The 12,815-nt window shown below is 41.8% G+C and carries 12 protein-coding genes; 6 read left to right on the top strand and 6 right to left on the bottom strand.

Features of this window, described 5'->3' with window-relative positions; genetic code table 11:
• Nucleotides 1-392: 392 nt before the first annotated feature.
• The gene (locus SVI_RS07870; RefSeq protein ID WP_013050957.1) at nucleotides 393-878 is read left to right on the top strand and encodes a hypothetical protein; all 486 of its coding nucleotides are present in this window, start codon (nucleotides 393-395) and stop codon (nucleotides 876-878) included.
• Nucleotides 856-1,323: a hypothetical protein gene (locus SVI_RS07865; protein ID WP_041419790.1), complete on the top strand. Its 468-nt coding sequence runs from the start codon at nucleotides 856-858 to the stop codon at nucleotides 1,321-1,323. Before SVI_RS07870 ends, SVI_RS07865 begins: the two co-directional genes overlap by 23 nt.
• 317 nt (nucleotides 1,324-1,640) lie before the next feature.
• On the opposite strand, the gene SVI_RS07860 is transcribed toward SVI_RS07865, so the two are convergent.
• Entirely contained in the window at nucleotides 1,641-2,426 is a 786-nt protein-coding gene (locus SVI_RS07860; protein ID WP_013050955.1) for a 2OG-Fe(II) oxygenase family protein, read from the bottom strand.
• Between the two features lie 87 nt (nucleotides 2,427-2,513).
• The gene (locus tag SVI_RS07855; protein ID WP_041419789.1) at nucleotides 2,514-3,845 is read right to left on the bottom strand and encodes an aldehyde dehydrogenase family protein; all 1,332 of its coding nucleotides are present in this window, start codon (nucleotides 3,843-3,845) and stop codon (nucleotides 2,514-2,516) included.
• A 141-nt stretch (nucleotides 3,846-3,986) separates the two neighbouring features.
• On the opposite strand from SVI_RS07855, the gene SVI_RS07850 reads away from it, so the two are divergent.
• The 4 genes from SVI_RS07850 to SVI_RS07835 all read left to right on the top strand — a co-directional run bounded on the left by SVI_RS07850 (nucleotide 3,987) and on the right by SVI_RS07835 (nucleotide 8,328).
• Nucleotides 3,987-4,343: a winged helix-turn-helix transcriptional regulator gene (locus tag SVI_RS07850; protein WP_013050953.1), complete on the top strand. Its 357-nt coding sequence runs from the start codon at nucleotides 3,987-3,989 to the stop codon at nucleotides 4,341-4,343.
• A 335-nt stretch (nucleotides 4,344-4,678) separates the two neighbouring features.
• Entirely contained in the window at nucleotides 4,679-4,945 is a 267-nt protein-coding gene (locus SVI_RS07845; protein ID WP_197532052.1) for a hypothetical protein, read from the top strand.
• Between the two features lie 599 nt (nucleotides 4,946-5,544).
• Nucleotides 5,545-6,588: an ethylbenzene dehydrogenase-related protein gene (locus SVI_RS07840; RefSeq protein WP_041419788.1), complete on the top strand. Its 1,044-nt coding sequence runs from the start codon at nucleotides 5,545-5,547 to the stop codon at nucleotides 6,586-6,588.
• Nucleotides 6,589-6,789: 201 nt separating this feature from the next.
• The gene (locus SVI_RS07835) at nucleotides 6,790-8,328 is read left to right on the top strand and encodes an NADPH oxidase family protein (RefSeq protein ID WP_172634430.1); all 1,539 of its coding nucleotides are present in this window, start codon (nucleotides 6,790-6,792) and stop codon (nucleotides 8,326-8,328) included.
• A 423-nt stretch (nucleotides 8,329-8,751) separates the two neighbouring features.
• Here the strand turns inward: SVI_RS07835 and SVI_RS21040 are convergent, their stop codons facing one another.
• From SVI_RS21040 to SVI_RS07815, 4 genes are all read right to left on the bottom strand, one after another.
• Nucleotides 8,752-9,066, bottom strand: coding sequence for a hypothetical protein (locus SVI_RS21040; RefSeq protein WP_013050946.1), 315 nt, complete (start codon nucleotides 9,064-9,066; stop codon nucleotides 8,752-8,754).
• A gap of 675 nt (nucleotides 9,067-9,741) precedes the next feature.
• On the bottom strand, nucleotides 9,742-10,338 hold the full coding sequence (locus SVI_RS07825; protein ID WP_013050945.1) for a thiol:disulfide interchange protein DsbA/DsbL: 597 nt from the start codon (nucleotides 10,336-10,338) through the stop codon (nucleotides 9,742-9,744).
• Between the two features lie 166 nt (nucleotides 10,339-10,504).
• The gene (locus tag SVI_RS07820; RefSeq protein ID WP_013050944.1) at nucleotides 10,505-11,380 is read right to left on the bottom strand and encodes an SDR family oxidoreductase; all 876 of its coding nucleotides are present in this window, start codon (nucleotides 11,378-11,380) and stop codon (nucleotides 10,505-10,507) included.
• A 93-nt stretch (nucleotides 11,381-11,473) separates the two neighbouring features.
• The gene (locus tag SVI_RS07815) at nucleotides 11,474-12,679 is read right to left on the bottom strand and encodes an HD-GYP domain-containing protein (protein ID WP_013050943.1); all 1,206 of its coding nucleotides are present in this window, start codon (nucleotides 12,677-12,679) and stop codon (nucleotides 11,474-11,476) included.
• Between the last annotated feature and the right edge of the window lie 136 nt (nucleotides 12,680-12,815).

Here is a 12,815-nt window from a genome sequence, read left to right as displayed (position 1 = left end):
GGGGCGTTATGAGTCTAAAGGAATAAAATGAGCGCTGGCATTCCCTTATTTCTATCGACAATATTATCTATGTTGATTTTGATTGTATGGACATTGAAAGGTAGTGGCTCGAAGAAGGTGCGCGTATTAACATCAGGATTGGTGTTTGTATTACTTATATCTTGTTGGGTTGTACTTTTAAGTTATGGTGTCTTTCACCCTGCTGGTTCTTGGGGAATGGCATTAGGTTTCTTAATTGCGCTATTCTCGCTTCTCATTCCTGCAATTGGGAACCGGCTAGTCCGTGATAGCAACTCATAACAATACGCTTAAATGCGTTCCGGCCAAAAAGACGGCCTCCACTGGACGTGCTAGACGCACGCCTTTTAGCTAAAGCGTTAGTGTTACCAATCATGAATACAGAAGTAGAATTCTTAGCAATTAAATACGCTGCAGGATTGCTGCATACAAATGACATACTCGAGTATGTAAATGCTCAACTCGATAATGGTGTCTGGTCGGATGTCTTCCTTGAAATATTGGATTGTGATCCAAAAGGTTGGGGAGATATTTCAGAGCTATTTGAAAAATACCTAAAGGAGATAGGCAAAGTCGTTCCAAATTTAGAAGACGCGGTTCGAAGCCTCGTTGAGCATCATGTAGAGTTGATTGCATCAGGCACTGTAATTCCCTACGAGCAGTTCAGAAAATTACTCGATGATATCGACAGCTATGATTACTACGGTAAAACGCTAGAATATGTAGGTGATAATCTAGGTATTCACCATATGTATGGTTGGTATCATGAAGATTACAGTACAGCTGATCAAATCAATGAAGGAATACTTAAAGAAAGTAGAGTTTGGGTCGCAAAGTATGAAATTAATTCCTTACGATAAATTTAAAATTGACACACTTAATTCACCGGGAAAGGTGCTTTTAATAATCTCTGAGAATATCGGGCCTAGAAACCTTTTTAGTTTAGTAAGCGCTAGAGAATATAATGGTTCAGTAACAAAAAACGGATTCTTAATAAGTAAAAACATATATTATAGAAATTCATTTCTTCCATTAATAGAAGGCAAAGTTAAGCCTTCAATTAATGGTTCACATATTATTGTTACTATGAGGCTACACGCATTAGTCTTGTGCTTCATGTTTGTTTGGTTTTGCGGTGTTGGTATTGGATGTGTAGCTGTTTTATCTCATTTAGATAACTTTTCATTTCCCTTGTTAATACCATTCATTATGCTGTTTTCTGGCATAATTATAGTGTCGGGTGGCTTTTGGTTTGAGGCATCTAAACAAAAAACTAAGCTTGTTGAATTGTTAACCAAAAACTAATCGGGTAGCCGGAGGTATCTAGCTTCCAGCCCCCACACCACCCTGCATGCGGCTCCGCACAGTATAATACACCGAAATTATTCTCCGTTAGATGGCCTGCACCGACTACAGCCAGATAAATTCATCGCTGTATCAACTTTTATTTGCAACTAAACCCACTTATTACGCCAAACGATACTCAAATATTCCTTATGATATAACCAAGACATCCATAATTATTCTCCGTTCGATAGCCTGCCCTTGTTCAAAGTAGAAGTGCCATTAACTATGACTATGCCAGTCTATATTGATTTCCATAAAGTCACGCCGATACTGGCTTACACCTCAAACAATACATCACTGCGGATGATGTATTTAACCCCTTGAGTAATCGCCACTGAGCTATGTATACAGTGCAATGGATGCATACCATGAGGAAAACACAATATGCTACCCGCTGGAGTTCGAACGTCGATATTGGTAACGGGATCACCTGCTTTGGCAGGTTGACTCGTATCTCTAGCATTGACTAGAAAACGAGTAGCACCGCCCTCAAAGTCTTCACTGAGCAAGATTAACAAGGTCATTTGGCTAAATCGGTCGGGGAAAGCATTAGCAACAAGCTCATTATCTATGATCCGGCTACCAGGCCAAGAACCGTCTGAGTGTGGTTTAAAAAAGTCATCTTGGCTATAACGATAAAAACGAAAACGAGCGTTAATGCCTAGGGCTTTGCTGCCGCCGAAAATGCCCTGTTTATCATGCATTAAATGTTCAATACGCTGCCAAATAGTGCCATCTGTTTGCTCGTCTACGATCCAAGTTAGGCTATCGTTATGGCGTACGCTGCGAGGCAAGGACACAGCAGCATCGGGAAGATATCCAAGTTGCTCACTGATATTTATTAGTCTTTGGCATTCCACTTTAGACAAGACATTAAATAGCTGAAATGCACCGGGTACGTTCGCTAGTTCGCGGCGCTCAACCTGGCTAATATCGAAATCATGACTCAAATTTGCAGGATTTTGATCTTGGTTCCCCCAGGCTGGTAATGATGGGTGCTCGGCTCCCGGCTCTAACGCTGCAACAAAAAAATTAGCGTTTGTATCGTTATCTTGATTCATATTTATCTCTTATGGCCTATGGCTTATGGATAGTGCTTTAGCTCAAGTGAATGCCTGATGGCGGTCCACTTGAATTAATGAGTGGCCTTACTTACTGATGACGCGTACCTGAGCAAATTGTCGATGACCTGCGCTAGTGCCGTGAAAGCCAAAACCACTTTGCTTGGCACCGACCCAAGGCCCTGCCCCACCTGCACCTTGGTTAACTCCCACCATGCCCGCTTCCATTTGTTCGGCAACGGCGGCCGCTCCTGCACCACCAAATACCGCCGCACCTAAGCCGTAGGGGCTAGCATTCGCACGCTCAACCGCCTCTGATATATGCTTATAACGGCTAATCGCGACTATCGGGCCAAAGGTTTCGTCACGCTCTAAGCACATGTCAGGTGTGATATCTGCAACAACAGTAGGCTGTATAAAAGGCGGCTCATAGTCGGCTGCGCCTAACAGGAATCTAGCGCCTTTTGCCTCTGCATCTTTAAGCTGAGAAATGACAGCTTGATGCTGTTTCTGGTTCACAATCGGACCTATATTGACGTTATTTTGATCCCACGCGCCGACTCGATAACGTCTGGCAAGTGCGACTACCTTCTGCTCAAACTCATCTGCAATGCGTGTATCGACATATACCCGCTCAGTTGAAGTGCACATCTGGCCTGCATTTTCAAACGAACTGGCTACCGCAAACTGCACCGCTTCATCAATATCTGCGCTAGCCATAACAATCATAGGATCGTTACCTCCTAGCTCCATGACTAAGCGTTTTAGTGATGACGCGGCGCTGGCCATTATGTGTTTTCCAGCTGCGAGCGAACCAGTAAATGCCACCATATTGATATCGGCATTGACTAGCGCTTTGCCGGTAACGGCGTCGCCATGGGCAACTTGTAACACTCCTTCAGGTAAGATCTCATTGAGTGTTTTTACAAAAAGATCCGCCACCAAGGGGGTTTCTTCTGACGGTTTCAACACCACACTGTTACCAGCCATTAATGCCGGAAGCAGCAAATTATTTGCCATTGCCAGCGGATAATTCCAAGGAGAAATAACCGCGACGACACCTAAGGGGCGATATTGCACCTGAGCCCCATGTCCCTGGGGCTCAGGTGCAAGTGCGTGGGCTATCTCTTGGCAAAAGTAATCGCTATTTTGAATAGTGCCACCGACCTCATAACTGGCTCTGCGATAGTCTTTTCCCATCTCTTTACTGATCAAAAGTGTAAGTGCCTCTTGAGCTTTAACTAGATGTTCATATGCCAAGGTCACTTTCTGTTGACGCTCATTTAGGGACAAGGCAGCCCATGCCTTTTGGGCATTCTTCGCGTGTTTAACCACAGAGGGAATTTGTTCGGCGGTAGTTATCGGCACTTCACCCAGTGCTATTCGATTAATTGGATCGTAAGAGATGAGCATTGACATCAATTGGCTTCCTTAAAGATGCATTACCTTGGGCTAATGCATAACAATTTATCATTGGTTCTTGTACTACATTTTGCTAGAGTGGAGAATTAAAGCAACCAGTATACTTTTAGTAACCAGGCTAGCTAGATTGGGATAAACATGGAAAATACTTTAAAAACAAACAACAAGATTAAAAAAATAAATCTAGAAAGTTGCGAACAGCCCTGCCTGATTGAACGAGGTATGCGAATATTAGGCGGAAAGTGGAAGGCTTCAATTCTGTGGCACGTGAAAGATGGGCCAGTGCGTTTTAATGAACTGTCTCGAATGTTAGGGGGTGCGAGTAAGAAAATGGTCGATCAGCGACTTAAAGAATTAGAAAAACAAGGGCTAGTGACCAGAGAAGTGATCTGTACTCGACCGATTGCGGTCACTTATGAGATCACAGATTTTGGTCGTACCGCATTAGAGATATTAGAGAAACTTAAAGATTGGACCGAAGAGAACCAGCTCTAAAACTATGTGGGCTAGATAACCAGTCTCACTACTCACCACACTTTTAGATTAAGCCCTGTAATGAGGCGAATATAAGGCGCGTCTAATCAAAGTGAAATACACCCATTACTAATCAACTAATATACCCAGCCAATAATAAACAATCTATGAACATCTTACCCGTAAACCCTATCAAACGAGTTAATGTCATACTCAAAGTCAGTAATATCGGCAAAGGCAATATAATAGGGGAAGATGAAATCGAGGCTGTACTTGTTAACCCCATTTATAACAAGTCTGTTATCAGAATAAATAACCAACTATCAGTAACTTGAAAATACTGACAACATATATAAATGCCATCATCGTTTATCTTGATGACTCGCCTCAACAAAGAAGGCGATATGGTACTTGGCGAAGAGGCTATCACCCGAGAGGAAGGCCTAGGCGTCATCACTTCTGTATCTGCCAAGCAGTACATGCTAGATGATCGCATTGGCTCCCTTGAAAGCGGAAATTTGCCGATTCCCCCCCTTCTTGTCTTCGACTGGATGCAAGACGATCTTCACCAACTTGAAGAGCTAGACACCCAAGCTGTTTTTGTTGCAGGTATGCCAGCGTAAGTGATATCTCTACTGACCTAGTCAATATTGTCTAACACATAAAAGGGGACGCTGATCGTGTCCCCTTTTTTGTCTGTAAATATTAGATATGCCTTTAACAGCACAAATTCATAATTAATCGACGCTAATTTATCGTCATTTAATACCAGCTACCTAATATAACTATCTTCTATCAAGATGGTTTTTATGAACAAAACTCGATAGCTAGGCTAAAATAACTTTTTGCCATACAAAAAGTCACTAGATTAATTAACCTACTTTTTGAGCTGGCCAGCGAGTTCGAAAAAATAGCCTCTATACCGACTGGATAATTAAGATTAATCACTGTCATAAACACCAGCAAGCATGACAAGCCAGCAGGTTGCCATTTTGTTTCAATTACTTTTATTCATTATAAATGGCTATTCCACCGATTAATCCCCATACCTATCTTATTGTATATAAGAACTATTACCTACCTCCCCTGCATTTTAACAACCCAAGAATAGAACCAATTAATTAACAAATATTTAAAGAGTACCTCCTTTGCCATATTGATAATATAACTCATTATCATTACGATCTGATTTTTTGAATTAACCAAGGGAATAATAAGTAAAATGATAAAAACCTTAGCATTGATAAATGCAATAGGACTTAGCATATGTGCTAGCAATGTCAGCGCCGCGGCTATGATATTAGAATCTAAAGCAATAACAGAGTCGGTTAACATTGATGGCCTGCAAGAATCTGTTTGGGATAGTGCCAAGGTATTAAATGTTAAGGTCAACGAAACACCTTACAAACCAAACAATGGTTACAACGGAATCAAAGAAACCTTAGTTGAAATGCGTTCGGTTTATGATGCTAAGCATGTTTACTTCCTACTAAGTTATGCCGATCCAACAAAAAGTCTAGCGCGTTTTCCTTGGGTAAAACAAGAAGATGGCAGCTGGAAAAAGATGATTAAAAAAGATCAGACAGGCCATGACAATACTTATTACGAAGATAAAGTGGCACTCATTTGGGATATAAACCAAAAGGGATTCGCTAAAAAAGGCTGTACTAAATCTTGCCACCTTCCGGAAGATGGCTTGCTAGACGGCGTTAAAGATACCTCTGCGGGACGTCATTACACTAAGCCAGGTGAAACACTTGATATGTGGCATTGGAAAAGTGCACGTACCAATGTGATATTTAATATGGATGACCAATATATAAACTCTGATCGTAGTGAAAGTAAGTCATGGGGTCGTCACGGCGATACCAACACGGGTGGAGGTTATAAAAATAACCATAATGCCGATAAAACTGCGCCAGCTTACATGAATAAAATGGCCAGTGATGAGCATAAATTCTGGGTACTCGATTCAATGAAAACCAAATTTGTCGATACCTTTAAACCTGGTGATGTCATAGGTGGTGTTGTGGCTAAGGCTTACACGGGCTCTCGCGCCGATATTACAGCTCGAGGTGAATGGAAGGACGGTTACTGGACACTAGAAATCAAACGTTTACTGGTCACAACAGGTGAGAAAAGTAACCTTCAAGATGTACAGTTTACTGATTTATCTGAAAGTTATGCTTTTGGCTTAACGGTATTTGATAACAGCCAAATCAATCACCTGTTCCACAAAAAAGCAATCAAGCTGAAGTTTAAATAATATAAGCCGCTTTAAGCGCCTGCAGGGGCGCTGTTTATTTTCTAACCGCAGTGGAATAGAAGCATGTTTAATACAGGGGTAAATCCCGCTCCAACAAGCGATAAACTCAGTTTTTTAAAAGCAGCTCTACATGCTTTATACTTTGTGACTAGCTTAAAATTCTGGTTAGCTATGCTTGCACTAGTAAGTTTGCTGGCTTGCATGAGCTATCAGTTTTATTTGGGCTACAGTTACGAGTCAAACGAAACCACCAATCAATACCTGCGTTTTGCCCGAGCCACAAGTTACGCCATTTTCGTTTTACTGGCAGTTTTATCTCTACCCGTCATGCGCAATAGCATTACTTTTATTCGTTCTAAACCCATCGCCAAATATTTGCCTCTGAATAAAAATCGTAAATTGCACCATTACCTGGCCCATGTATTCATGTTGCTGGTTAGCATTCACGCCAGCCAATACCTGTTTTACTACGACAGTTTGGCTACCGATTTTACCGATACCTTACTGGCCAAGGAAAGTGATTTGGTGCGTAGCATGCAAACCACTATGTATGAATTTGTTAGTGAAGATGAATCGATAATTCTGGTGGCCGATTGGATAACACAGGGTGCCAGCCATGAAGCTTACTTATCCGAGATAAAACCCTTTTTAAAAGAAGACTGCACTTCCTGTCACAGCAAGGGGTCATCACAAACCTGGGCGGTACCGGAACTGAGCTTAACTCAATATGGAGAAGTACTAGAGTGGACCAACTCGGGTCTCACCTCCAAGCAATTTCGGATTAATATCAGCGGCTTGTTAATGTTTGTTATCACCCTATTGATTTGGGTAATGGCCCTACGTGTGGTGCGTAAAAGGCTATACCAACACTTCCAAAAAGTTCACCGTTTAGCCTACTTAATGGTGATGCTAGTCTTACTACACTTACCACTTAACAGTGCTTGGTTAGTCCCCATGTTGGTGCTAATAGTATTAGAAGTTTATTTGTGTCGTTATCGCAATATCTATCGAAACTGTCAGGCCGTCATGACCCCCTTAGCCAAGGATGTTATCCGCTTAACCATTGAACGGCCTGAGGGCTTTGTCATTAATGCCGGATATTATGTACAGATCCGCATTCCTAGTATTAATAAACATGAATGGCATCCTTTTTCATTAACTGGGCCGCGTCCAAAAGAGCAGCAACTGGTACTAAAAATACGCTTATTAGGGGATTGGACCAAACAATTAGCGAAACAAGTAAAGTCATTTAATGATGTCGATATAAGAGGACCCTTTGCCAGCCCGGCAAGGATCACACTGCACAGTAAACACTCTTGGCTAATGGCAGCAGGTATTGGTATAACACCCTTTTTAGGCGTATTACGCCAACACGCGTTACATCCTAAGCAAGATAAACAGATCCAACTCTTGTGGGTGGTCAAAGAACTCCAGTTATTAGCTTGGTTAAAGCCGCTAATAGAGCCATTGGCGCAACAGTCTACACTTAGGTGCAATATCCAGTTATATTTAACCTGCGATATTGAGCCAATGCAGTTACCCGATTGGTGTCATCACCTATCAGATAATTTAACCATAAGTTTAACCATGGGGCGACCCAACTGGTCCGAAATTAGCACGAAAATGGGCAAGTATGATATTAAACCCGACTGTTATACTTGTGGACCTAAGTCTTTTAGCAAACAAGTCGCGCGTTTATGTCGTAGTAATAAGCTTAACTTTATAGAAGAGCAATTCTAAACCTATGTACAGAACGAGGGCAGCAGATCATCTGCCTGAAGGCTACGGATAAAACCATTGGCGGGCTCTGCCCTACCACAGTCTAAGTTATCTGTCGCTAACTAAGGTTTTTATACCTTAGTGAGCCTTCGACTCTTAACTGATCAAACGCTTATTTGATGAGAGTTATGGCCGCTAATATAGCAGAACCAATTGAAGCGAACTTTCCCATGGGGCTAACGAAGATAAAAGTGAACTGACTAGCACTTTACTCGGTTTATCATGAGTAGACTGGCTTGCTATTGCTTCAACAAGCTCACTAGCCTCATTTTTCTTTCTCAGAATTCAGAACTCGATTAATCTCAGAGCGCAATGATATTATATGCTCGCTAACATCGCCGTTATTTAGAATACTGATTGAGTTCCTACTGAATGGTTTACGCTTTAATTTAACCCATTAAGCTTGTCTGTGATTTTTTGGATGGCTTTTTCTACTTCAGGCAATCCTAATTTTCTGTGCTTTATTTGATAGCCTGCAGGCAATAGTGAACCAGCTTCATTAAATCCAGGATCAACAACTTGATAGGTTTCAGTCTCACCATTAATCATTATTCTCAAGATCAAATCGCCAGTTTCAATTAAAACATCACTCCGTTGGATATAGATTATTTCTGATTGAACGCTCACTTCCACGTTTTCGTATTTTTCGCCATTGGTCTTTAACACTTCAACAGTGTCATTCATAAAATTTTCGAACATCTAAACTCCTTGAGTTAATTAAACGCCTCGTCAACATCAAGCCAGCAACTGGCGAGTAATTTGCTCAGAAATACCATGACAAGCTTGGTGAATCTAATTGATTATGCTCTTTGGGAATTGCACGGCTAATAAAGTTAAGCTTTAAAATTCATTTAGTTCAACTTCTTGAACACCAGGCCTACACTTCACGGAAAAAGTACCGGTAACAAAAATGTCTTCATCCCTTAAGGCTAGGCCCTACTTTTTTACTTAACTTTACATAAAATAAACTAAGCCCAGCCTGTGTTTCCCTAGTTGAATACAATAACCTAATTTTAATAATAGATTCTATATACTGACCGTTATTTTATTGAAAATATGGTTTTAAACTAACTTTACCTAATGGCTAGTTAGAAACACTATTTAAGCTCTTCTCACTAGCAGTTCTATCTTTTTATGAGCGGTCTATAAATCATCTGAGGGCATATTCTTTAGCATACATGCTTTACGTTTTGAGGAATGAAGCTCCATCTAGATATGAGTTACCACAGGCGGACACCCCTGAGAGATAGGAAAAGAATAGCTAACGTCTTAAAATTATACTTTCATAATCTAACTTAGAAATAATCTAACTTAAAATAAAAAAGCCCGCTATGATTGCTCATCATAGGGGCTTTATTAAGCGCTTAATAAAAACTAGCTAGCCTTTTTAGCTGCTTTGAGTGCTGACAGGTAATTAACCAAGTCAGCCAACTCTTCCGGTGTTCTGGATTTCGAGACTATGAGATATTTACCATTGACTAACAATGAAGGTACACCACGGATCCCCGCTAATTGAGCTTGAGTATCATAGTGAGAGATGGCTAACTTTGCATCCACCGAGTTCATGGCTTGTTCTACTGCACTTGCATCGGCGCCTTGCTGGACAAAGAATTCCTTAAGCTGTGCGGATCGGGTGAAAGGACCCTCTTTCTCATGGATACGCTTAAAAATATTGCCATGGACTTGGCGGGTCATTTTAAATTTCTGTGCCAGATAATAGGCTTGCTGGCTTAAAACCCAGCTTGAACGTCCGCCGCCAACTGGCGTACGCACAAAATCAATTTTATCACCTAGAAGCTCCACCGCCTCTTCGAAAATGGGATCCTGACGGTAGCAGTGTGAACAGTTATAAGAGAAAAACTCCCTCACTACCGGGGATTTAGCCTCGGGTATTCCTTTTACTTGCACATAATCCACGCCTTCGACAAAGTCCTTGGCCACAGATTCGTCACTGATGACCAAACTTGCCATAAGGATAAAAAAGCCTGTAAACGACCACTTGATAACTTCCATTGTATCTCCTACTTTTTATAAAATTTATGTACAAAATCTAGCTAAAATTCTACTTATAAAACCATTCATTGGCTGAAACCATAGCCGGTAGCTTGTTTATCACAAAAACATTCAGCTAACCCGATTAGCACTTATCCAACATGTCTAAGGGGGAGTTATGGCGGTAATTAAAGCCTAACTCTTTGGTGATTTTACTGCCATCGATGATTTTTGCTACTTGGACTTCTTCGCCGAAAGTCGGCGCCACTAATGACAGGCACTTGGCTGCTTGGGAATAAAAATCAGAGCGGCCGGGATGAGCCGATGCACATAAGTTATAGATAGGCGATAACGGCTCCTTAGACAGTAGACAGGAAACTGCGCCGATACAATCATCTAGGTGTACTAAATTTACCGGCGCATCCGCCCCGGGTAAGCCGGTCTTTCCCGCAAGGAAACGCCCAGGATGTCTAGCTGGACCCATAAGTCCCGAGAATCTCAGTACGCAGGTAGGATAATCTTGTAAAAACAGGCTTTCGGCCTGAAGTAAAATGTTGCTGGATGGCGAATGAGCCACCGCATCACCCTCGGTCATGGATTGCCCAGTAGCAGGATATACCCCAGAGGTACTGATAAATATGACTCGCTGGTATACATGGTCGGCCATTAACGATTTAAGGTAGACGAGTCGTTTAAGATAACCATTGGGTTGCTTTCTAAGAGATGGGGGAATATTGATCACTAGAGCATGAGTATGCAAAGATGCTTTAAATTCAGACTCTAATTCAGATGTTAACTCGACACCGTTCTGAAATAGCTTATCCGTTTCGACACATTGTCCATTAAATTTATGATGGTCAAGATCTAAGCTAAAGCCCTGGATGCCCTCTTTTTTCAGCTTATTGGCAGCCTCTTTATCTCTCTTACTACCACTGACTTGGTAACCCTGTTTGACAAGCAGCTTAGCTAAAGGGAGACCGAACCAGCCACAACCGACAATACTCACTGTGTTAATCTTCAAGCTATAAACCTATAGTTAAAATCGACTCATCTCATCATAGAGTGAACCCGATTAATTAACTAGTCGTTATACTCATTGATATTAAGCCTGTGGCTAACTCGGTACACCACTGAAATAAAAACTAATGCCCATATCGGCCTGCAAAGACTTCATAGCCCCTTCCGACAGCTCCTCCAGCTTTAATACTTTTTCGACTAGCACTTTTTCCTTGGTCAAAAATCGTAAGGCAGGTTCGCTACCATCTGGGTTACAGGCCCAAACCTGAGGTTGCTTAACCTCTTTGGTGGTCATCATCACCTTACCCACAGACTTATCCGATAGCTCGACTATTGTGCCGGGAGGATAGATACCCAAAATTTTAACCAGCACAGCAATTAACGACTCTGCGTGTTTTCCCGCCCTATTTTTAAACAAATAACCCAATGCCACCTGGGGGGAACGTACATTTTCGGCCCAAAGCTGTCTGTCGTAATCGTTGGCGAGACTCACGACCTGAATCACCATAGGTATCTTGTTACCTTTAAGACCATCGGGGTAGCCGGTACCATCGATAAACTCATGATGATGGAGCACAATATTCAACACAGCTTGATCATATAACCCAGATTTATTCAGCATGTCATAACCGAAATTTGGGTGCATCTTCATAAAGTTGGCTTCATGCTCGGTTAAAGTCCCTTTCTTACGACGAATAATATCCGGGACTTTTAATTTGCCAATATCATGATACAAGCAGCCTAAAGCAATATCTCGCATATCAGACTTTGGCATTTCCAACGCCTTGGCTATCATCAAAGCCACTACGGCCACCGAAATGCCATGCTGAGTCACACTAGCATCGGACTCACCAGCACTCACCAATGCCAGGAATGGCTTATCTATTTCCAACATGTGATCTAGCATCTCTTCGACTAACGTTACTGAGCTGCGATAGGCACCTTCGGGGTCACTGCCTATCTTACTGAACGCAGCCCGACTCTCATTCACACATAGCACAAATCTTTGTTGGCTGAGTCGAAGCGATTTACGAACAAGGGCCTTAGGATCTACCTCTTTGACGACTTGTTTAACTTCCTTTTCAACAGCCTCTTCTTCAACCTCTTCGGGTAATAGCTCAGCTCCCGCTAACACGATCACATAGGGAACCCCTAGGCTCTTGATCAGCTCTATTTGCGCTTCTTCTTTAATTTCGACACGATTAAACAGGAAAGGATGATTCTTCCACGAGAGAGGTAACTTAACAGTGAGCCCAATTTGTAACTTAGATAGGGGTAAATGTATCTGTTCGGCTTTAGCCACCCAATAAAACTCCTTCGCAACGCCCTTCGTGACCAGATGGTCTGGTTAAATGATCCTACTGTGCTCAGTCCCACTAACAAGTTAAGTATAATACGCTTACTGAAAACCCACTGAACTTAATGACATAACTATAGAG

The sequence above is a fragment of the Shewanella violacea DSS12 genome, assembly GCF_000091325.1.
Classification (GTDB): domain Bacteria; phylum Pseudomonadota; class Gammaproteobacteria; order Enterobacterales; family Shewanellaceae; genus Shewanella; species Shewanella violacea.
This window is presented reverse-complemented; position numbering and strand designations above follow the sequence as displayed.

Coding starts and splice junctions, on each gene's coding strand:
- SVI_RS07860 (WP_013050955.1), bottom strand. CDS start 2,426: ATGAATCAAGATAACGATACAAACGCTAATTTTTTTGTTGCAGCGTTA.
- SVI_RS07850 (WP_013050953.1), top strand. CDS start 3,987: ATGGAAAATACTTTAAAAACAAACAACAAGATTAAAAAAATAAATCTA.
- SVI_RS07840 (WP_041419788.1), top strand. CDS start 5,545: ATGATAAAAACCTTAGCATTGATAAATGCAATAGGACTTAGCATATGT.
- SVI_RS07845 (WP_197532052.1), top strand. CDS start 4,679: ATGCCATCATCGTTTATCTTGATGACTCGCCTCAACAAAGAAGGCGAT.
- SVI_RS07855 (WP_041419789.1), bottom strand. CDS start 3,845: ATGTCAATGCTCATCTCTTACGATCCAATTAATCGAATAGCACTGGGT.
- SVI_RS07870 (WP_013050957.1), top strand. CDS start 393: ATGAATACAGAAGTAGAATTCTTAGCAATTAAATACGCTGCAGGATTG.
- SVI_RS07865 (WP_041419790.1), top strand. CDS start 856: ATGAAATTAATTCCTTACGATAAATTTAAAATTGACACACTTAATTCA.
- SVI_RS07825 (WP_013050945.1), bottom strand. CDS start 10,338: ATGGCAAGTTTGGTCATCAGTGACGAATCTGTGGCCAAGGACTTTGTC.
- SVI_RS21040 (WP_013050946.1), bottom strand. CDS start 9,066: ATGTTCGAAAATTTTATGAATGACACTGTTGAAGTGTTAAAGACCAAT.
- SVI_RS07835 (WP_172634430.1), top strand. CDS start 6,790: ATGAGCTATCAGTTTTATTTGGGCTACAGTTACGAGTCAAACGAAACC.